Annotated in this window: 18 protein-coding genes; 8 read left to right on the forward strand and 10 right to left on the reverse strand. The window is 67.7% G+C overall.

Annotated elements, in window-relative coordinates; translation table 11 throughout:
* Nucleotides 1–29: 29 nt before the first annotated feature.
* The 3 genes from eutC to eat are packed head-to-tail and all read right to left on the reverse strand — an operon-like array spanning nucleotide 30 to nucleotide 3,623.
* Entirely contained in the window at nucleotides 30–818 is a 789-nt protein-coding gene (gene eutC, locus ACSQ9I_RS11760; protein WP_436313267.1) for an ethanolamine ammonia-lyase subunit EutC, read from the reverse strand.
* Nucleotides 815–2,209 carry an ethanolamine ammonia-lyase subunit EutB gene (locus tag ACSQ9I_RS11765; RefSeq protein WP_436295164.1) on the reverse strand — a complete coding sequence of 465 codons (1,395 nt, stop codon included), beginning with the start codon at nucleotides 2,207–2,209 and terminating at the stop codon, nucleotides 815–817. Before ACSQ9I_RS11765 ends, eutC begins: the two co-directional genes overlap by 4 nt.
* Before the next feature lie 7 nt (nucleotides 2,210–2,216).
* Nucleotides 2,217–3,623 carry an ethanolamine permease gene (gene eat, locus ACSQ9I_RS11770; protein ID WP_093109357.1) on the reverse strand — a complete coding sequence of 469 codons (1,407 nt, stop codon included), beginning with the start codon at nucleotides 3,621–3,623 and terminating at the stop codon, nucleotides 2,217–2,219.
* A gap of 157 nt (nucleotides 3,624–3,780) precedes the next feature.
* Between eat and ACSQ9I_RS11775 the strand changes: the two genes are divergently transcribed.
* The 7 genes from ACSQ9I_RS11775 to ACSQ9I_RS11805 all read left to right on the forward strand — a co-directional run bounded on the left by ACSQ9I_RS11775 (nucleotide 3,781) and on the right by ACSQ9I_RS11805 (nucleotide 10,579).
* Nucleotides 3,781–4,818, forward strand: a complete 1,038-nt coding sequence (locus ACSQ9I_RS11775; RefSeq protein ID WP_436303674.1) for a helix-turn-helix domain-containing protein — start codon at nucleotides 3,781–3,783, stop codon at nucleotides 4,816–4,818.
* Between the two features lie 59 nt (nucleotides 4,819–4,877).
* The gene (locus tag ACSQ9I_RS11780; RefSeq protein WP_093109440.1) at nucleotides 4,878–5,288 is read left to right on the forward strand and encodes an FKBP-type peptidyl-prolyl cis-trans isomerase; all 411 of its coding nucleotides are present in this window, start codon (nucleotides 4,878–4,880) and stop codon (nucleotides 5,286–5,288) included.
* Nucleotides 5,289–5,311: 23 nt separating this feature from the next.
* Nucleotides 5,312–6,244 (forward strand): LysR family transcriptional regulator, encoded by a 933-nt coding sequence (locus tag ACSQ9I_RS11785; RefSeq protein WP_093109356.1) that lies wholly within the window; start codon nucleotides 5,312–5,314, stop codon nucleotides 6,242–6,244.
* Between the two features lie 159 nt (nucleotides 6,245–6,403).
* Nucleotides 6,404–6,913, forward strand: coding sequence for a flavin reductase family protein (locus ACSQ9I_RS11790; protein WP_436303677.1), 510 nt, complete (start codon nucleotides 6,404–6,406; stop codon nucleotides 6,911–6,913).
* A 153-nt stretch (nucleotides 6,914–7,066) separates the two neighbouring features.
* Nucleotides 7,067–8,218 carry an acyl-CoA dehydrogenase family protein gene (locus ACSQ9I_RS11795; protein ID WP_436313268.1) on the forward strand — a complete coding sequence of 384 codons (1,152 nt, stop codon included), beginning with the start codon at nucleotides 7,067–7,069 and terminating at the stop codon, nucleotides 8,216–8,218.
* 10 nt (nucleotides 8,219–8,228) lie between these two features.
* On the forward strand, nucleotides 8,229–9,227 hold the full coding sequence (locus ACSQ9I_RS11800; protein WP_436295161.1) for an amidohydrolase family protein: 999 nt from the start codon (nucleotides 8,229–8,231) through the stop codon (nucleotides 9,225–9,227).
* Complete coding sequence (locus ACSQ9I_RS11805) at nucleotides 9,224–10,579, forward strand: MFS transporter (RefSeq protein ID WP_436313269.1); 1,356 nt, start codon at nucleotides 9,224–9,226, stop codon at nucleotides 10,577–10,579. The genes ACSQ9I_RS11800 and ACSQ9I_RS11805 overlap by 4 nt, the downstream gene beginning before the upstream one ends.
* 45 nt (nucleotides 10,580–10,624) lie before the next feature.
* On the opposite strand, the gene ACSQ9I_RS11810 is transcribed toward ACSQ9I_RS11805, so the two are convergent.
* Genes ACSQ9I_RS11810 through gabT form a run of 5 tightly spaced genes read right to left on the reverse strand, consistent with a single transcriptional unit; the run spans nucleotide 10,625 to nucleotide 16,217 of the window.
* Nucleotides 10,625–11,446, reverse strand: a complete 822-nt coding sequence (locus ACSQ9I_RS11810; protein WP_093109351.1) for an ABC transporter permease — start codon at nucleotides 11,444–11,446, stop codon at nucleotides 10,625–10,627.
* Nucleotides 11,447–11,463: 17 nt separating this feature from the next.
* The gene (locus ACSQ9I_RS11815) at nucleotides 11,464–12,720 is read right to left on the reverse strand and encodes an ABC transporter permease (protein WP_093109350.1); all 1,257 of its coding nucleotides are present in this window, start codon (nucleotides 12,718–12,720) and stop codon (nucleotides 11,464–11,466) included.
* Between the two features lie 6 nt (nucleotides 12,721–12,726).
* Nucleotides 12,727–13,755 carry a polyamine ABC transporter substrate-binding protein gene (locus ACSQ9I_RS11820; protein ID WP_436303680.1) on the reverse strand — a complete coding sequence of 343 codons (1,029 nt, stop codon included), beginning with the start codon at nucleotides 13,753–13,755 and terminating at the stop codon, nucleotides 12,727–12,729.
* 51 nt (nucleotides 13,756–13,806) lie between these two features.
* The gene (locus tag ACSQ9I_RS11825) at nucleotides 13,807–14,901 is read right to left on the reverse strand and encodes an ABC transporter ATP-binding protein (protein ID WP_436313270.1); all 1,095 of its coding nucleotides are present in this window, start codon (nucleotides 14,899–14,901) and stop codon (nucleotides 13,807–13,809) included.
* Between the two features lie 23 nt (nucleotides 14,902–14,924).
* Nucleotides 14,925–16,217: a 4-aminobutyrate--2-oxoglutarate transaminase gene (gene gabT / locus ACSQ9I_RS11830; protein WP_436303682.1), complete on the reverse strand. Its 1,293-nt coding sequence runs from the start codon at nucleotides 16,215–16,217 to the stop codon at nucleotides 14,925–14,927.
* Between the two features lie 160 nt (nucleotides 16,218–16,377).
* Between gabT and ACSQ9I_RS11835 the strand changes: the two genes are divergently transcribed.
* Complete coding sequence (locus ACSQ9I_RS11835; protein WP_093109346.1) at nucleotides 16,378–17,811, forward strand: PLP-dependent aminotransferase family protein; 1,434 nt, start codon at nucleotides 16,378–16,380, stop codon at nucleotides 17,809–17,811.
* A 103-nt stretch (nucleotides 17,812–17,914) separates the two neighbouring features.
* Here ACSQ9I_RS11835 and ACSQ9I_RS11840 read toward each other — a convergent pair whose 3' ends face one another.
* Complete coding sequence (locus ACSQ9I_RS11840) at nucleotides 17,915–19,267, reverse strand: esterase-like activity of phytase family protein (protein WP_436313271.1); 1,353 nt, start codon at nucleotides 19,265–19,267, stop codon at nucleotides 17,915–17,917.
* A gap of 74 nt (nucleotides 19,268–19,341) precedes the next feature.
* On the reverse strand, nucleotides 19,342–19,962 hold the full coding sequence (locus tag ACSQ9I_RS11845; RefSeq protein ID WP_436313272.1) for a helix-turn-helix transcriptional regulator: 621 nt from the start codon (nucleotides 19,960–19,962) through the stop codon (nucleotides 19,342–19,344).
* Between the last annotated feature and the right edge of the window lie 6 nt (nucleotides 19,963–19,968).

Consider the following 19,968-nt stretch of genomic DNA (forward strand, 5'->3'; position numbering starts at 1 on the left):
CGAGACGAAACGGTGTTGCGGCGGGCGGCTCAGGGCGCCGGAAGCGTGGGCGGCGTCGTGCCGCCTTCGAGCACCGCCGCATCGCTTTCATCCTTCAGCGCCACGCCGGTCAGGCCCAGGCGCAGGGCCTGCCGCATCAGCCAGGCCAGCTTGAAGGCGGCGGCGTCGTAGGACAGGCCTTGCGGCCGCACGTTGGAGATGCAGTTGCGCTCCGCATCGTGGCGGCCGCGGCGTGGCGTGTGCGTGAGATAGATGCCGAGGCTGTCCGGCGAGCTGAGGCCGGGCCGCTCGCCGATCAGCATCACCGAGAGTTGGGCCGCGAACAGCTCGCCGATCTCGTCGGCCAGCGCGACGCGCGCCTGCGTGGCGATGACGACCGGCGCGAAGCGCGTGCCCGGCGGCAGTTGCGAACGCAATGCCGTGAGCAGCGGCACGGCATGACGCTCCACCGCGAGCGAGGACAGGCCGTCGCCGACGACGATGCAGACATCCGTTGCGGCGCCTGCCGATTCGCGCAGTCGCATCGCATCGTCGGCGTGCAACTGGCGGCCGAGGTCGGGGCGCCGCAGATAGGTGGTGCGATCCTCGGCCCGGCTGCGGGCGTGCGCGACTGTCCATCCCGCGGCCTTCAGCGCCTGCTCGAGTGCGCCGGCATCCAGGGCGGCATGGATCGCGTCGCGCGCCATCGCATGGGCCCAGCCGAAGCGCAGCACCTCGTCGGTCGGTATGCCGGCGCCGGCGCGGCCCAGCGCCAGGCGAGCCGGCGTCGCGTTGCGCCACTCGCCCCAGGGACTGCGTGTGACCGCCTCGTCCGTCATGAGGCCAGCGCCTTCAGCGCGCCCATGTCGGCCAGCAGCCGGTTGGAAGAGGGCGGCTGCAGCCGGCCGTCGCTGCCGGTGATCTGCATGCGCTGCAGCCAGGCCTCGAACTCGGGCGCGCGCTGCAGGCCCATGGTTTCGCGCAGGAACAGCGCGTCGTGGAAGGAGGTGCTCTGGTAGTTGAGCATCACGTCGTCCGCGCCCGGCACGCCCATGATGAAGTTGATGCCGGCGGTGCCGAGCAGCACCAGCAGCGTGTCCATGTCGTCCTGGTCGGCTTCGGCATGGTTGGTGTAGCAGACGTCGCAGCCCAGCGGCAGGCCCAGCAGCTTGCCGCAGAAGTGGTCTTCGAGGCCGGCGCGGATGATCTGCTTGCCGTCGTAGAGGTACTCGGGCCCGATGAAGCCGACCACGGTGTTGATCAGGAGCGGCTTGTAGCGCCGCGCCAGTGCATAGGCGCGCGCTTCGCAGGTCTGCTGGTCGAGGCCGGCGTTGGCGTTGGCCGAGAGCGCGCTGCCCTGGCCGGTTTCGAAGTACATGACGTTGTCGCCGACCGTGCCGCGTTTCAGCGCCAGCGCGGCGGCGTAGGCTTCGTCGAGCAGCTCGGGCGTGACGCCGAAGGAACGGTTGGTCTTCTCGGTGCCGCCGATCGACTGGAACACCAGGTCGACCGGCGCGCCGGCCTCGGCCAGCTTCAGCGTGTTGGTGACGTGGGTCAGCACGCAGCTCTGCGTCGGGATCTCGAAGCGCTGGATCACCTCGTCGAGCATGCGCAGCAGATCGCCGAGCACCTGCATGCTGTCGGAGGCCGGGTTGAGCCCGATCACCGCGTCGCCGGCGCCCATGAGCAGGCCGTCCAGCGTGGAGGCCGCCACGCCGCGCAGGTCGTCGGTCGGATGGTTGGGCTGCAGCCGCACCGAGAGATGGCCGGGCAGGCCGATGGTGTCGCGAAAGCGCGTGACCACGCTGCACTTGCGCGCCACCGCGACGAGGTCCTGGTTGCGCATGAGCTTGGATACCGCGGCCACCATCTCCGGCGTGAGCCCGGGGGCCAGCGCGGTCAGCGCCGCGGTGTCGGCCTGTTCGGACAGCAGCCAGTTGCGGAAGTCGCCGACGCTCAGGTGCGCCACCGGCGCGAACGCCTGCGCATCGTGCCCATCGATGATGAGCCGCGTGATGTTGTCTTCTTCATAGGGAACGAGTGCCTCGGTCAGGAACTGCTTGAGCGGCGTCTCGGCCAGCACATGGCGCGCCGCCATGCGCTGCTGCGCGGTGGCCGCACCCACGCCGGCGAGGTAGTCGCCGGAGCGCGCCGGGCTCGCGACGGCCATGACCTGCTTGAGGTCTTCGAAGGAGAAGGCCTGCGAATCGATCGTGGTGCGGTAGCGCATCGAAAGCTCAGACGGTGGTGGACAACATCTCGTCCGGCGCTGCCGCCTTGCGTTGATCGGCCGTCAGCCGGAAGTAGCCGTAGGCCAGCGCCATCAACACCAGGAACAGCAGCGTCAGCATGCCGTTGAACCAGATCATCGCGCCAAGGCAAACCACTCCGAGCCCCAGGGCGATGGCCGGAAACACCGGGTAGAAGGGCGCGCGGTAGGTGCGTTCCAGGCCGGGTTCGGTGCGCCTGAGCTTGAACAGCGCGGCCATCGAGATCAGGTACATGACGATGGCGCCCAGCACCGCCATCGTGACGATGTTGGCCGTCAGCGTCTGGCCGCCGAACTGCACCCATTCGTCGCTGAAGATCGCGGCCACGCCGATGACGCCGCCGGCCACCAGCGCGCGGTGCGGCGTGTTGAAGCGCGGGCTGAGCGCCGCGAAGGTGGCGGGCAGGTAGCCGGCGCGCGCCAGCGCGAAGATCTGGCGCGAGTAGCCCATGATGATCCCGTGGAAGGAGGCGATCAGCCCGAACAGGCCGATCCACACCAGCATGTGCAGCCAGCCGCTGTTCTCGCCGACCACCACTTTCATCGCCTGCGGCAGCGGGTCGTTGATGTTGGCGAGCTTGCGCCAGTCGCCCACGCCGCCGGCGAAGATCATCACGCCGAAGGCCAGCACCACCAGCGTCACGATGCCGGTCGTGTAGGCCAGCGGAATGGTGCGGTGCGGATCGCGCGCCTCTTCGGCCGCCATCGCCGCGCCCTCGATCGCCAGGAAGAACCAGATCGCGAACGGGATCGAGGCGAAGATGCCCGAGATCGCCGCGCCGTTGAGCACCTCGCCGCCGGCCCAGCCGTGGGCCGTGAAGTTGGCCATCGACCAGCCGGGCGCGACGACGCCCATGAACACCAGCAGCTCGAAGATGGCCAGCACCGTGACGAAGAGCTCGAAGGCCGCGGCGATGCCGATGCCGATCCAGTTGAGGCCGATGAAGATCACATAGGCACCGAGCGCGAACCACTTCGGGTTGATGCCAGGGAACTGCACGTTGAGATAGGCGCCGATCGCCAGCGCGATGGCCGGCGGCGCGAACACGAACTCCACCAGCGTCGCGAAGCCGGCGACGAAGCCGCCGTTGGGCCCGAAGGCGCGCCGCGCATAGGCGAAGGGTCCGCCCGCATGCGGGATCGCCGTGGAGAGCTCGGTGAAGCTGAAGATGAAGGTCGTGTACATCGTGGCCACGAGCACCGTCGCGACCAGGAAGCCCAGCGTGCCGGCGGTGTTCCAGCCGTAGCTCCAGCCGAAATACTCGCCCGAGATCACCAGGCCGACGGCAATGCCCCACAGCTGCATGGGTCCGAGCACCTTCTTGAGATGGCCCGACGCGGGGCCGGGTACGGGCGGTGCTTCCAATGAACTCATGGTGTTTTCCCTCTTGGATGGCAATGGGCGGATTCGACCAAATCAGGGGCCGCGGCGCTATCCGGAATCGGAAAAAGCACGGCGGCAAGCCTCGCGGCATCTGGCATCTGTCTTGCTTTCGACAGGAGACCCTACCCTTCGTTCACTGGATCCGGCCTTGCCCATCGACGCGTCCGCACCCTTGCCGAACCCGCCGGCGCTCCCGGCAGGCGGCCATCGCCTGCGATACGCCGAGCGCCTGAGCTGCGATGTGGACGAACACGCGACGCACATCTCCGCCTGGCGCCAGGAGTACGACCAGCTGTCCTGTGGGCGCTTCGAGGGCGCCGTGCGCGAGCTGTGGATCGATGGGCCGCGCCTGCAGATATTCCACGAACACACCGGCCAGCAGACCAGCCAGCAATGCCTGCCCTGGCGCGGGTCGATCTGGTTCGGCGTGCCTGACGGCCACAGCCACGAGCCATTGCATTTCTCGGGGCGCCTGCAGCGTGCCGATCGCATGCGCTTGGTGATGTCGGCCCGGGCGGACGACGGTTTCGTGCTGCGCACGCCCCGGAACTTCGGGATCTACGGCGTCGTCGTCGACGAGGAATGGCTGGGCACGCAGATACAGCGCCTGGGCCTTCGCCCACCGCTCATCGGCCAGGGTGCGCTGGTGCATGCGGCCGCGGTTGCGCCCCACGTGCATGTCGCTTTGTGCCAGACCATCGAGTCGCTGCTGGGCCTCGGTGCCAGCGGCGAAACCGAGCAGAGCTGGGGCCGTGCCGCCCTGCAGACCCTGCTCGACCAGTTGCTGGGTCTGCTGGCGGGCACGACGCAAGCCGACGGCTTCATCGCCCAGCTGCAAGCCAGCCAGCGCCGCCTGGCGGCCGTCATGGCGGCGCGCTCGCTCGTCGTGCATCCGCTCAACCACGCCATGTCCGTGGACGACCTGTGCCTGCAGCTGCACCTCACACCGCGCACCCTGCGCAATCACTTCCGCAGCGTGGTCGGCGAGTCGCCGGTGGAGTTCCTGCGGGCCGTGCGCCTCAATGCCTGCCGGCGCAAGCTGCGCCTGCCGCAGGCCGCAAGCACGGTGCAGGATGTCGCCGCGCAATGGGGCTTCTTCCACATGGGCCGCTTCTCGCAGGAGTACAAGGCCATGTTCGGCGAGCTGCCCTCGGAGACGCTTCGGCAGGCCAGGCTGACGCACTGAGGCGCCCGGGTGCCGGTTGGCAATAATGGGTGGTCATCCACTCACCGAAGGCCTGCCCCGTGCGATCACTTTTCTGCGCTGCCCTTGTTTCCGCGTTCGTCTTGCCGACTGCCTGGGCGCAGTCGGGCCCCGTCACCACCCCGAGCGGGCTGATCTACCAGTCCTTGGTCGAAGGCAAGGGCGCCTCGCCCGCCGCCACCGACGCGGTCAAGGTGCACTACCGCGGCACCTTCCCCGACAGCGGCAAGGAGTTCGACAGCTCCTACAAGCGCAACGAGCCTACCGAGTTCCCGTTGAACGGCGTGATCCCGTGCTGGACCGAGGGCGTGCAGAAGATGAAGCCGGGCGGCAAGGCCAAGCTGACCTGCCCGCCGTCGATCGCCTACGGCACCCGCGGTGCGGGCGGCGTGATTCCGCCCAATGCCACGCTCAACTTCGAGATCGAGCTGATCTCGGTCACCAAGCGCTGAGGCCGGCCGCTCGCATCCGGTTCATGAATCTTCGCTCGATCGATCTCAATCTGCTGGTGGTACTCGAAGCGCTCATCGAAGAGCGCGGGGTGCGCCGGGCCGGAGAGCGCATCGGCCTGAGCCAGTCGGCGACCAGTCATGCGCTCGATCGCCTGCGCAAACTGCTCGGCGACGAGATCCTGGTTCGGACCACGACCGGCATGGAGCCCACGGCGAGGGCGCTGAGCCTGGCCGGGCCGTTGCGGATCGCGCTGCAGAGCATACAGACGGCGTTGACGCCGGAGCGCTTCGTTCCGGAGGAAGCGCAGGGCGAGATTCAGATCGCCGTCGAAACCCACGAGACCATCATCATCCTGCCGCAACTGGTCGACGAGATGCGGACCGAGGCACCGCTGCTGTCCCTGACCGTTCGCCCGGGCTCGGTCGACGATATCCTGGTTGGAATCGATCAGGGACGCACCGACATCGGCATCGGCTTCTTTCGCGGGCTGCCCGATCGGTTCATGACCTGCCGTCTGCTGGGCGACAGCCACGTTTGCGTGATGCGTGCGGACCATCCGCTCGCCACTGCGCCGCTGACGCTGGAGAGCTACCTGCAGGCGCCGCACCTGCTGGTCAGCATGAGCGGCGCGTCGGACGATCTGGTCGACTCGGCGCTGGCCGATCGGAATCTGCGCAGAAGCATCGCGATGCGCCTGCCCCATGGGCTGGCCGCGGTCATCGCCCTGACCCGCTCCGACATGGTCACCACCGTGACGCGAGGCGCGGCGCGCGTCTTCGCGCAGTCGGGGCGGCTGGTTGCGATGGAACTGCCCTTCGCCGTGCCGCGCGTCGAGTTCCGCCTGATCTGGAACCGCCGCCTGCAGCAAAGTCCGCAGCACCGCTGGCTCAGGCAGAAGCTGGTGGCCATCGGCGCCGCCGCGGAAGCGAGCAGCGCCTCGGAGCAGGCCGCCTAGACGGGCGCCCGTCTGTTGCTCTGCACGCGGCGGCCGAGCTCATCGACGGCGTGCACTTTGCATGTGCAACCTTTGCATTGGCCAGTTTCCATCCCGCCGCATACAGTTTCTTCAGAGGTCGACACGCTTCGTTCATGGAGTCGACCCGAGGAGACAAAGATGAATACTGTGACGGTAGATCCGCAGCAGGTCGACACCGCATTCCGCGCCGCGATGCGCCGGTTCGCCTCGACGGTGACGATCATCACTGCAGCCGACCACGAGCGTCGTCACGGCATGACGGCCACAGCAGTGACCTCGCTCTCGATGAGCCCGCCATCGCTCCTCATCTGTCTTAACCAGAAGACCCTGCTGCACGACATCATGTTCCGTGCGCGACGCTTCTGCGTGAACGTGCTGCACTGCGAGCAGGTCGAGTTGTCGGCCGCCTTCAGCGGCGCGGTTGCGGCCGAGGAGCGTTTCGCGCTGGGCACCTGGTCGCGCACCGAGGATGGCATTCCCTATCTTGCGGACGCCCAGGCCAACCTGTTCTGCCGGAAGGCGGCCGCCATTCCGTACGGCACGCACACCATCCTGGTCGGCCAGGTCGAGCATGTCGGCCTGCGCGATGCCATCGCTCCCCTGGTCTACCAGGACGCTTCGTACTGCGTGACGAGTCCAGCGGCCTGACCGGCCGTGCCGCGCGGGGCGTGCCGCGCCATTCTTCCTTTCTCTGCTTCTTTCTCAACAGGTGGTCCCATGTCCTGCGTCATTTCGCGCGAAAAACCTCAGTCGATTCCTTCGTTCGCACAACGGCCGACGCCTGCCGAACTCCATTCGAGGATGAGGGCCTTGCTGCCCGCCATCAAGGCCAGGGCCGGCGACACCGAGCGGCTCGGACGCATCCCCGCCGACAGTCTCGATGCTTTGCGCGAAGCAGGCCTGTACCGCGTCGTCCAGCCGACGAGCTTCGGAGGCCACGAATACGACTTCGACGTGCTGGTCGAACTCGTGATGGAACTCGCCCGCGCATGCGCATCGACTGCATGGGTCTATGGTCTCTATGCCGCCCATCAGTGGCTGGTCGCCAGTTTCGATGCCCAGGCGCAGCGCGATGTCTGGGATGACGACGCGGACGCGGCCATCTGTGGCTCCTACGCCCCGGCAGGAAAAGCCGTCGCGGTGGCTGATGGCTACCGGCTCACCGGACGCTGGGCTTTCGCCAGCGGCTGCGACGGCGCCCAGTGGGCGGTCTGCGCATCGGTTCTGCCTGCCCAGGAAGCCGGACCTGCGCCGGGGCCTGCCTTTTTCCTGGTGCCCGCGACCGACTACCTCATCGACGGCACCTGGGATGTGGTCGGCCTTGCAGGCACCGGCAGCAAGACGCTGGTGCTGGACGACGTGTTCGTGCCGAAGCACCGGATCCTCACCTTCCGCGAGACCACCAGCGGCCGCACGCCGGGCAGTCGGGTGCACGACAACCCGGGCTTCGGCATCCCGATGCTGTCGAACATCCCGTCATGCCTTGCAGCGGCGGGTGTGGGTGCTGCGGCCGGCGCGCTGGACGACTACCTCGAGGCGACCGGCCAGCGCGTGACCCGCGGGGCCGTGGCCGGAGGCAACAACCGGATGGCGGAATTCCCGACCATCCAGCTGCGTGTGGCGGAAGCGGGGGCGGGCACCGATGCGGCCCGCGAGATCCTGCTGCGCGACCTCCGAGCCCGGGCACTGACGGCCCGGTCCGGCGAGGAGATCACGGTGGAAGACCGGATCTCCAGCCGGCGCGGGCAGGCCTTCGCGGTCTCGCTTGCGATCCGCAGCGCAGAGGCATTGAATGCTTCCACCGGCGGGCAAGGACTCGCGATGTCCAACCCGGTCCAGCGCGCCTGGCGCGACGCCAACGCCGTGGGTCGCCACATCAGCCTGAACTGGGATGCAGTGGGAACCATGGCCGGCCAGATGGCGCTCGGTCTCGAGCCCAAGGGCCAATACTAAAGGATCGGACATGCAAGGAAAGATTGGACTCGAAGAGCACTTCGCTCTCGAAGAAACCCTGATGGACTCCGCGGGCTTCGTTCCGCAGACGCACTGGCCGGAGTTGCGCTCCCGCCTGCTCGACATCCACGACCGGCGCCTGCGCGAGATGGATGCCAACGGCATGCAGATGATGCTGCTGTCGCTCAACGCGCCGGCCGTTCAGGCGATCCCGGACACGGCGCGTGCCAACGACGTCGCTCGCCGCGCGAACGACTTCCTCGCCGAGCAGGTCGCCAGGCGGCCGGACCGTTTCCAGGCCTTCGCGGCACTGCCGATGCAGGACCCGGAGCTGGCGGCCCGCGAACTCGAGCGCTGCGTCAAGGAACTTGGCTTCAAGGGCGCGCTGGTCAATGGCTTCTCCCAGACCGCTGATCCCAACTCGGTCCTCTACTACGACCATGCCCGGTACTGGCCCTTCTGGGACGTCGTGCAGAAGCTCGACGTGCCCTTCTATCTGCATCCGCGCAACCCGCTGCCGGCCGACGCACGCATCTACGACGGTCATCCCTGGCTGCTGGGGCCGACCTGGGGCTTCGGCCAGGAGACGGCCGTTCACGCCTTGCGCCTGATGTGCAGCGGCCTGTTCGACGAGTATCCGAAGCTCACCCTGATCCTCGGACACATGGGCGAGGGGCTGCCGTACAGCATGTGGCGCATCGACAACCGCAATGCGTGGCTCGAGACGCCGCCCGCCTATCCCGCGCGCCGGAAGATCGCCGAGTACTTCCGCGAGAACTTCTACCTCACGACCTCGGGCAACTTCCGCACGCAGACGCTCATCGACGCGATCCTGGAGATCGGCGCCGACCGGATCCTGTTCTCGACCGACTGGCCGTTCGAGAACGTCGACCATGCCGCCCGCTGGTTCGATTCGGCCAGCATCAGCGAGCGCGATCGCGAAAAGATAGGGCGCACCAACGCGATCGAACTGTTCGGGCTGGACACATTACAAAGGAGACAGACATGACCGATCACGTCAACATCGACGTCAACGAGGAGCTGGCCGAAGCGAAGGTCGGCCGCTTGCACAAGTGGCTGGGCGTCATGATGGCGACGCTCACATTGTTCGACGGCTACGACACCTTCAATCCGGCCTACGTCATCCACTACGTGGCGGGACCCTGGGGCCTCGCGCCGGGACAGGCGGGCTTTCTGGTCTCGAGCGGGCTGGTGGGCTTCCTGATCGGCGCCGGAGTACATGGCATCGTGGCCGACCGCGTGGGACGGCGGGCGACCTTGCTCGGCGGCCTTTGGATCACCAGTGTCTTCACGTTGGCAACACCCCTGTTCGGCGACTCGTTCGTGATGTTCTGTACGCTTCGCGTCCTGACCGGCCTCGGCCTCGGCGTGCTGCTGCCTCTCGCGACGACCTATATCAACGAGCTCGCGCCGCGCCGCGTGGCCAACACCTTCTCGCTGTGGGGCGTTGCGTTCGGCTGGGCCATGGGCGGCACGATGGCCGGCCTGGTGGGCGTGTTCCTCACGCCGCTGTTCGGCTGGAAGGTGCTGTACTGGATCGGCTCGCTGTCGATCCCGCTGACCATCGCGCTGCATTTCTGCCTGCCGGAGTCCGTCAAGTTCCTGGCGCTGAAGGGCCGCATCGAAGACATCCGGGCGCTGCTGACGCGCCTGCGTCCCGAACGCGCCGAGGTGTACCGCAATGCGCGCCTGGTGGTGACGGGAGCGGTCACTCAACGCAATCCGGTCGCCGCGCTCCTCAGGCCGCAGACGCGCCGCACGACGCTCACGATCTGGCTGGCCGCCTTCCTGAGCCTCTTCTGCATCTTCGGCCTCACGGGCTGGATTCCGACCGTGATGATGAAGCGGGGCGAGACCTTCGCGGCGAGCTTCGGATTCGGAGCGCTGATGCAGATCATGTCATTCGCCGGCGGCCTGGCCTGCGGCTATCTGGCCGACCGCCGGGGCTCGAGCCGCAGCGTGTTGGCGACCTGGTGGGCGCTGGGCGGGCTCTCGGTGCTCTCGCTGGTCTTTCTCGACGGGCATGTCGTCAACATCGTGTGCACGGCAGCGGCCGGTTTCTTCGTGATCGGTGCGCAGTACGTGCTGAACAACTTCACGGCCCGCTCCTTCGATACCAACGTCCGTGCAACGGCAGTTGGCATGATGCTCAGCGTCGGCCGCTTCGGCGCGATCCTCGGGCCGTTCGTCGTCGGTACGCTGCAGCAGGTTTCTGCAGGGCCCATGCCCATGTTCGTTCTGATCGGCTGCGCCTCGATCGTCGCCGCTATTGCAATCGCTTCGCTGGCAGCGCGGCCGGCGCCGACGCGCGAGGCCGCGGTACTGCATGTGCATGGATAGGAAGCACGCCTGGCGCGCGATCTTCTGGATGTCGCCCAGGCAGATTCAGCGGCGGCGGCCGCGCAGCCATTCGAGCGCCAGCAGCAGGCTGGTTGTGAACACGATCAGCAGCGTCGCGACGGCGGCGATGGTGGGCGAGATGTTCTCGCGGATGCCGGTGAACATCTGGCGCGGCAGCGTGACCTGGTCGGGCCCGGCCAGGAACAGGGTGACGACCACCTCGTCGAAGGAGGTGGCAAAGGCGAACAGCGCGCCCGAGATCACGCCCGGCGCGATCACCGGCAGCGTGATGCGCATGAAGGTGTTGAAAGGCGTCTCGCCCAGGCTCAGCGAGGCGCGCACCAGGTTGTGGTTGAAGCCGGCCAGCGTCGCCAGCACGGTGGTCAGCACGAAGGGCGCGCCCAGCGCGGCATGCACCACGATCAGGCCGAGGTAGCTGTCGGCCAGGCCGATGGGCGCGAAGTAGAGGTACGTCGCCACGCCCACCACCACGATCGGCACCACCATCGGCGAGATCAGCACGCTCATGAGCAGGCCCTTGAACGCGAAGTCCGTGCGCGACAGGCCCACCGCGGCCAGCGTGCCCAGCACGGTGGCGAGCACCGTCGCGGCGGGCGCGACGATGAAGCTGTTGCGCGCCGCCCGGGCCCATTCCGGCGACTCGAACAGGTTGCGGTACCACTTGAGCGACCAGCCGGGGATCGGGTAGGCCAGGAAGGAGCTGTCGGAAAAGGACAGCGGGATCACGACCAGGATCGGCGCCAGCAGGAAGGCCAGCACCGCCACGCAGCCGGCGCGCACCGCCCACCAGCCGAGCTTGTCGGCGAAGGTGGCGTAGGCGGGAAATTCGGGAAGAAGCTTCGGCATGCTTGTCTTTCGTGCCTTCAGCCCAGGCTCAGGTCGGCCTTGCCGACGCGGCGGTACACGGCATAGAGCACCAGCGTGGCGGCCAGCAGCAGCGCGCCGAGCGCACAGGCCATGCCCCAGTTGATTTCGACGTTGGTGTAGCGCGCGACGTAGTAGCTCAGCATCTGGTCGTCGGCCCCGCCCAGGAGCGCCGGCGTCACGTAGTAGCCGATCGCCAGGATGAACACCAGCAGCGCGCCGGCGCCGATGCCGGGGTAGGTCTGGGGCACGTAGACGCGGAAGAAGGCCGCCAGCGGCGGACTGCCGAGCGAGACGGCCGCGCGCAGGTAGGTCGGCGGCACGCTTTTCATGACGCTGTACAGCGGCAGGATCATGAATGGCAGCAGGATGTGGACCATCGAGATGATCACGCCGGTGCGGTTGAACAGCAGCGCCAGCGGGTGGTCGATCAGCCCGATGCCCATGAGGCCGCGGTTGACCAGCCCTTCGGACTGCAGCAGCACGATCCACGCCGCCACGCGCACCAGGATGGAGGTCCAGAAGGGCACCAGCACCAGGATCATCAGCACGTTGGCCTTGCGCGCCGGCAGCGTCGACAACCACCATGCGAGCGGGTAGGCCAGCAGCAGGCAGAAGAAGGTGACCACGGCGCTGATCTCGAAGGTGCGCAAGAGGATGCCGCCGAAGGCGCGCTGGTCCGGCGGCATGCGCTCGACGCTGCCCGCGGCGTCGCGCCGCAGGTCGACCGAGGCCAGCAGGTAGTCGGGCGTCCAGCGCGAGCCGTTCTTGGCGATCGCCTGCCAGTAGGGCACCTCGCCCCAGCGCGCGTCGATCTCCAGCAGGCGCGCCTTGATTTCCTCCGGCGTGCCGGCGATCGGCAGCGCGCGGTAGGTGCTCATCACGAGCGAGCGGGCGCCGGCGATTTCGGTATTGAGCCGGCGCGCCAGCGCGCCCGCATCGGCGCTGTCGGGCAGCTGGCCGAGGTCGGCCGCGATCGCCGCGTAGGCCTGCGGCGCGGGCGCCTCCTGGCGATTCCAGCCGTCGAGCGCGCGCACCGTGCGGGGCAGGGCGTTGGCCACCTCCGGGTTCTCGACCGCGCGCTGCAGCAGCGCCACGATCGGCACCAGCAGCGTGAGCAGCAGGAACAGCAGCAGCGGCAGCGTGAGCGCGAACGCGCGCCACTTGCGGCGCGCCTCGGCGCGCGCCAGGGCGCGCCGAAGCTCTCCCGGCGGGGCCTCCGCCGGGAGGTGGGAGGCGAGCGTTGCCGCGTGCATGGCCGCTTACTGCGTGGCCCACGAGGCGAAGCGCTTCTCGAGCGCCTCGCCCTGGTCGGCCCAGAAGGCGACGCTGAACTGGATGGCTTCCTTGGCATTGGCGGCCGAGGTCGGCAGGTCGTCCAGCACCTTCTTGTCGAGCGAAGCCAAGGCCTTGGTGTTGGTCGGGCCGTAGGCGATGTTCTGCGCATAGACCGCCTGCGCCGCCGGCTGCATGGCGAACTGGATGAACTTGAGCGATGCCTCCTTGTTGGGCGCGCCCTTCGGAATGACCCAGTAGTCGAGGTCGTAGATGCCGCCCGGCCAGAAGATCTTCAGCTTGCGGCCTTCGCGGTTGGCGGCGTCGATGCGGCCGTTGTAGACCGTGGTCAGCACCACATCGCCGGCCACCAGGAACTGCGGCGGCTGCGCGCCGGCTTCCCACCACTGGATGTTGGGCTTGAGCTCGGTGAGCTTCTTGAAGGCGCGGTCGGCGCCTTCCTTGGTGGCCAGCACCTTGTAGACGTCGGCCGGCTTCACGCCGTCGGCCATCAGCGCGAATTCGAGGTTGTAGCGCGCGCCCTTGCGCATGCCGCGCTTGCCCGGGATCTTCTTCACGTCCCAGAAATCGGCCCAGGAGGTGGGGGCGGTCTTGAGCTTCTCGCCGTTGTAGGCCATGACGGTGGACCACACGAACACGCCGACGCCGCATTCGGTGACAGCGGCCGGCAGGAAGTCCGCCTTGTTGCCGATCTTCGAGTAGTCGAGCTTCTCGAACAGGCCTTCGTCGCATCCGCGCGCAGCGTCGGGCGATTCGACCTCGACCACGTCCCAGGTGACCTTCTTGGTCTCGACCATGGCCTTGATCTTGGCCTGCTCGCCGTTGTATTCGACCGGGATGACCTTGATGCCGGTTTTCTCGAAGGGCTCGTAGTAAGCCTTCTTCTGGGCATTGGCGTTGGCGCCGCCGAAGTTGACGACGGTGATCTGCTGCTGCGCAAATGCCGGCAGCGCGAGCGCGGCGGCGACGATGAGGGCGAGGCGGGTCTTTTTCATGGAAAGATTCCTTGTGGGTTGGCGGTGACGAGAAATGGGATGCGAAGGCGCTCAAGCCGCATAGATGCGCACGTGGTCGACCGGGAATCTGAGCGAGACCCGCTCGCCGCCTTGCGGTGGCGCGGCGCCCTGCAGGCCGCTGAGCGGCAGCTTGACCGTGGCGTCCGCCTGGCCGCCGCCGATGCTGCACAGCAGCCGCAGGTGGTCGCCGAAGTAGATGACGCGTGCCACCTCGGCCGCGAGCACGTCGGGGCCCGATGCCTCGCTCTGCTGCTGCAGCACCACGCGCTCGGGGCGGATGCAGGCCTCGACCTTGGCGCCCGCGGCCGCGCCGCTCACGTTCAGGCCGGTCAGCACGCGGCCGTCGGGCAGCGCCATTTCGGCGCAGTTGCCGGCGCTGCGCAGCACGCCCTTGAGCACCGTGTTGTCGCCTACAAAGCCGGCCACGAAGCGGTTGGCGGGCGCCTCGTAGAGCTGCTCCACCGAGTCGAGCTGCTGGATCACGCCCTCGTTGAACACCGCGACGCGGTCGCTCATGGTGAGGGCTTCGCCCTGGTCGTGCGTCACGTAGACGAAGGTCACGCCGAGCTGGCGATGCAGTTCCTTCAACTCGATCTGCATGTGTTCGCGCAGCTGCTTGTCGAGTGCGCCGAGCGGCTCGTCCATCAGCACCAGCTGCGGCTCGAACACCAGGGCGCGCGCCAGCGCCACGCGCTGCTGCTGGCCGCCGGAAAGCTGGCCGGGCAGGCGGTCGTTCATGCCGCGCAGTTGCACCATCTCGAGCGCGCGCTGCACGCGGCGCTGCTGCTCGTCCTTCGGCACCTTGCGCACCGTGAGCGGGTAGGCCACGTTCTGGCCCACGCTGAGATGCGGGAACAAGGCGTAGTTCTGGAACACCATGCCGAAGTGCCGCTTGTGCGGCGGCGTGCCGGTGATCTGCTGGCCATCGAGCAGGATGTCGCCGGAGGTCGGCGACTCGAAGCCGGCCAGCATCATCAGCGTGGTGGTCTTGCCCGAACCCGAAGGCCCGAGCAGGCTCAGGAACTCGCCCCGGTGGATGTCCAGGTCGAGCTGGCGCACCACCAGGTGCTCGCCGTCGTAGGTTTTCTGGACGCGCTGGAAGCGCACCAGAGGTTCTTGGGTCATGGAGGTGTTCAAGTATGGACCGATCAGCGCAGCGCGGCGAAGCTGTCCGCCAGAATCGCCAGGCCTTCGTCCACTAGCAAGTCGGATGCCGTCAGCGGCACCAGCACGCGAATCACGTTGCCGTAGCTGCCGCAGGACAGCAGGATCAGCCCACGCCGTGCCGCCTCCGCGACCACCTTGCGGGTGAGGGCGGCGTCGGGGCGGGTGGTATCGCCCTCCTCGAACAGCTCGATGGCCACCATCGCCCCGAGCCCGCGCACATCGCCGATCGCCGGCACCTCGGCCGCGATGCGGCGCAGGCCGGTCTTCAGGCGCTCGCCCAGGGCCTTGCTGCGCGCCAGCAGCTGCTCGTCGTCGAACACCTTGAGCACCGCGAGCGCCGCGGCGCAGCCGATCGGGCTGCCGGCGTAGGTGCCGCCCAGCCCGCCTGGCGCGGGCGCATCCATGACCTCGGCGCGGCCCACCACGCCGGAGATCGGGAAGCCGCCCGCCATCGACTTGGCGGTGGTGATCAGGTCGGGCGCCACCGGCCACTGCTCGCTGGCGAACCAGGTGCCGGTGCGGCCGGCGCCGGTCTGCACCTCGTCCGCGATGAGCAGGATGCCGTGGCGGTCGGCCAGCGCGCGCAGGCCTTCGACGAAATCGTTGGGCGCCACGTAGAAGCCGCCTTCGCCCTGCACCGGCTCGAGGATGAAGGCCGCCACGCGCCCGGGCTCGATGTCGTTCTTGAACAGCAGTTCGACCGAGTGCAGCGCGTCGTCGACGCTCACGCCGTGCAGTGCGTTCGGATACAGGGCATGGAACACCTCGCCCGGGAACGGTCCGAAGCCGAGCTTGTAGGGCGCCACCTTGCCGGTCAGGCCGAGCGTCATCATCGTGCGGCCGTGGTAGCCGCCGGTGAAGGCGATGACGCCGGGCCGCCGGGTGAACGAGCGCGCGATCTTGACCGCGTTCTCTACCGCCTCGGCGCCTGTGCTCAGGAAGATCGATTTCTTCGCGAAGTCGCCGGGCGCCAGCGTGTTGAGGCGTTCGGCCAGCTCGACGTAGGGCTCGTAGGCCAGCACCTGGAAGCAGGTGTGCGAATAGAGATCGAGCTGCGCCTTGACCGCCGCACTGATCTCGGGGTGGCAGTGCCCGGTGTTGAGCACGGCGATGCCGCCAGCGAAATCGATATAGCGGCGGCCCTCGACATCCCAGATCTCGGCGTTGCTGCCGCGGCTGACGAATATGTCATGGGCCTGGCCGACCCCGCGGGCGACGGCCGCGGTGCGGCGTGCCATGAGGGCGGCGTTGCTGAGATGGGGTTCGCGCTGCATGGATACGACCTGTGCCTGGATGGGAATGGCGGCACTTTAGGTTTCGCAAGCCGGCGCGGCCATGTACAGCCGGAGCGCTCGTTCGGCGGACTGTACTGGTCTTGTATCCTGTACATACTTTCCTCCATATGGTGCAGATCGGTCTGCCGAGGCACACCCGATGCTCATTCTTCGCCCCGAACTTCCGACACCTCTGGTCAGCCAGATCGTGGAGGGGCTGCGCGGGCTGATCGGCACCCAGAAACTCAAGGCCGACAGCAAGCTGCCGTCGATCCGGGCCTTTGCCGCCGCCCACGGCGTCAGCGTCTTCACCGTGGTCGAGGCCTACGACCGGCTGGTGGCGCAGGGCCTGCTGGTGTCGCGCGCCAACGCGGGCTTCTTCGTCAAGCGACGCAGCGAGGAGGGCGCCGCCGGTGCGGCCGGCACGCCGCGCGCCGACCCGCGCTTCGACGCCCGGTGGTACCTGCAGCAGATCTTCGAGAACCGCAACCTGCAGCTCAAGCCGGGCTGCGGCTGGCTGCCGCACGACTGGCTGTTCGAGGACGGCATGCGCCGCAGCCTGCGCCACCTGTCCGCCGGCGGCACCGACATCGGCGGCTACGGCCTGCCCTTCGGGCACATGGCGCTGCGCATGGCGGTGGCCGAATCGCTTTCGGAGCGCCAGATCGTGGTCGACGCCGCGCAGGTGCTGCTGACCCAGGGCTCCAGCCAGGCGCTGGACCTGGTGGCTCGCCGCCTGCTGAAGCCGGGCGAAGCGGTGCTGGTGGACGACCCCGGCTATCCCAACCTGATGTTCATGCTGCGCTTCCTGGGCGTCCAGCTCATCGGCGTGCCGCGCACGCCGACCGGCTACGACCTCCCGGCGCTGGAGGCGCTGCTGGCGGCGCACCGGCCCAAGGCCTTCTTCACGCAGCCGCGGCTGCAAAGCCCGACCTGCTCGACGGCTTCCCTGCCGCAACTCGTGCGGCTGCTGGAACTTGCCCAGGCGCACGATTTCATGCTGGTCGAGAACGACATCTACGCCGACATGGACGCCTCGATGCGCCCGTCGCTGGCCAGCCTGGGCCAGTTGCGCCAGGTCGTCTACGTGAGCAGCTTCTCGAAAACCATCTCGCCGAACATCCGCGTCGGCTACGTCGTCGCCAGGCCCGAACTGCTCGAAGACCTGGCGCAGCTCAAGATGGTCTCCGGCCTGACCTCCTCGGACATCACCGAGCGGCTGGCCTTCGGCACCGTGACCGACGGCCGCTGGCGCAAGCACCTCAAGTCGCTGCGCGACCGGCTGGCCCAGGCGCAGGCCGGCGTGGCGCGCCGGCTGGACGCGCTCGGCTTCGAGCTGTTCCACGAGGCATCGGCGGGGATGTACCTGTGGGCCAGGCACCCGGACATCGTCGACAGCGCCGAACTCTCCACGCGCGCGGCCGCCGAGGGCATCATGCTCGGCCCGGGCCAGCTGTTCCTGGTCAACCCGCACCCGACCGGCTGGCTGCGCTTCAATGTCGCATTCAGCGAGGACGAGCGGCTCTGGAGCTTTCTGAGTCGCAGCATCGAACAGCTGCAGAGCGGCGAGCTGACGCAGCAGGTCGAAGGGTGAACGCGGGCGGTGTGAGGCGCCAACAGCCGTTCGCCCTGAGCTTGTCGAAGGGCTCGCCCCGCCTTCGACAAGCTCAGGCCGAACGGTTGGTTGGGCAATTGCGCTACTTGGCCCTCAGCAGCTCGCCCACCTCCAGCAGCACCAGCTCGTTGTCGTCCGCCTTGTTCGGCTCGCGGCTGCTGGAGAAGGGCAGGTTGTTGTCGTTGCCCACCACGATGTGCGTGGCATCGACCACCTCGACGTTCTCGATCGTGAAGAAGGGAAACTTGAGCACGCCGTCGTTGAGCGGCTTGCGCGCCAGCTTGTTGGGATCGGCGATCGAGAGCAGGTCGATGTAGCCGATCTTGCGCACCGCCTGGCCGGCGTTGGCGTCGTTCAGATCGATCTTGTAGACGCGCTTGAACTTCGCGAGGTCGTGGAAGCAGTCGCTGCGCTTCTGGCCTTCGGGGCAGGCCTTGTCGGCCGTGCCTTCGCCGTTGTCGCGCTCGATGATGAGGCCGGTCGTCGCATCGATCATGTTGAAGTCGCCGATCGCGTGGCCGTTGGCCTCCAGCGGGTACTTCCAGTGGCGGCCGGTCCACTTCTCGCTCGCGACGTCGAACTCGAGCACGCGCAGCGCCTCCTTGCCGTCGATGCGCTCGTAGTCCTTGGCCTCGGCGTTCCACACCGGACCTTCGAGCAGGGCGTAGAGCTTGCTGCCGTCCTTCGATGCAGCCATGCCTTCGAAGCCCTTGGAGCGCCGGATCTGGAAATCGACCGCGCCGCCGGGGGCGCCCGGCGTCGTCACGGCGGGATGATCGGGCGAGCGCACCGTCTTGCCGTCGACCTGGGTCTCGAACACCGCGAGCACCTTGCCCTTCAGATCGGCTTTGACCAGGTAGGGGCCGAACTCCTCGCCGATCCACAGCGCGCCGCCCGCGAACTGGAAGCTCTCGGGGTCGAAGTCGGAGCCGGTCAGCAAGCGCTGCTTGCTGCCTTCGTGGACGATGCGGAAGGGCACCTTCTTGTCCGGGTCGTGCAGGAACACCGTGCCCGTGCGCTCGAACTTGCCGCTCTTGAAGTCCACCTTGTAGTGGTTGAGGTAGAGCATGAAGTCGGGCGAGTTGGCCTTGGCGCCGGCGCCGTTGTCGGTGAGGATCCAGAAGCTGCCGTCGTCCATCTTCTTGATGCCCGAATGGCCCTGTACCGGCTGCCCCTTGAAGGGCAGCGAAACGCCCGTGCCGCGCCCGGCCGACAGGCCTTCGATGCTGCCCAGCGCCTCGACGCGCTTGCCGCTGGTGAACTTGCCGCTCACTTGCAGGTCGGCCGGCGCGTCTTTCGGCGCGGCAATGAAGCTTTGCGCCGGCAGCAGCGCATGGCCGGCGAGGGTGGCGGGGTAGGCGGTCTGTGCCATGGCACTGCCGCAGGCAAGGGCGGCGGCGAGGGCGGTGAAGGAGAGGGAGGCGATGCGCATCATGTTCCGGGTGGCTTGAGATAAAGCCTTGCACCATGCCGGCGCCGGGTGACGACGCCGTGACAAGTTAACAGGCCCTACTTCGCGTCGCTGTACACCGTCGCCCGCGACACGCCCATGTGCGCCGCTGCGATCTCCATGCCTCGTCGGATGTCGAGGAAGCCGGCTTTCTTCAGTTCCTGCACAAGCTGCCTGCGGTCCGCCGGCTTGAGCGATCGTGCGCTGGTGGCGCGCGTGGCGGCGAACTCGTCGACCCGCTCGCAGATGCGGTCGGTATGCCGCGCGTCCAGCGTTTCACTGATCTCGCTCGATTCGATGCGGGTGAACTGCGCGAGCGCAGCCTGGAAGCCCTGGAACAGCGTGAGGTCCACGTTCAGGCACAGCGCGGCGACGTACTCGCCGCTCTCGTCCTTGATGCCGATCGAGGTGCTCTTGACCTTGCGGCCGTCGGCGAACTGGTTGGCGTAGTTGGTGATGACGGCCGGGTAGTCCGGGTCGCCGATGCGCGCCAGGCCCAGCTCCGTCACCGGTTGGCCCACGCGGCGCCCGCTCAGGTTGTTCTCGATCGCGAAGATCGCGTTCTTCGGATGGGTGAGGTCGTGGACGACCACCTCGCAGAAAGGAGCGAAGGTTTTCCCGAGGCCCTGCGCGATGGTCTGCAGCTCCCGCAGCAGGAGCTTGTTCGGCTTTTTCTTCATCGGCCG

It is taken from the genome of Variovorax sp. LjRoot84, assembly GCF_964254305.1.
Taxonomy (GTDB): domain Bacteria; phylum Pseudomonadota; class Gammaproteobacteria; order Burkholderiales; family Burkholderiaceae_C; genus Variovorax.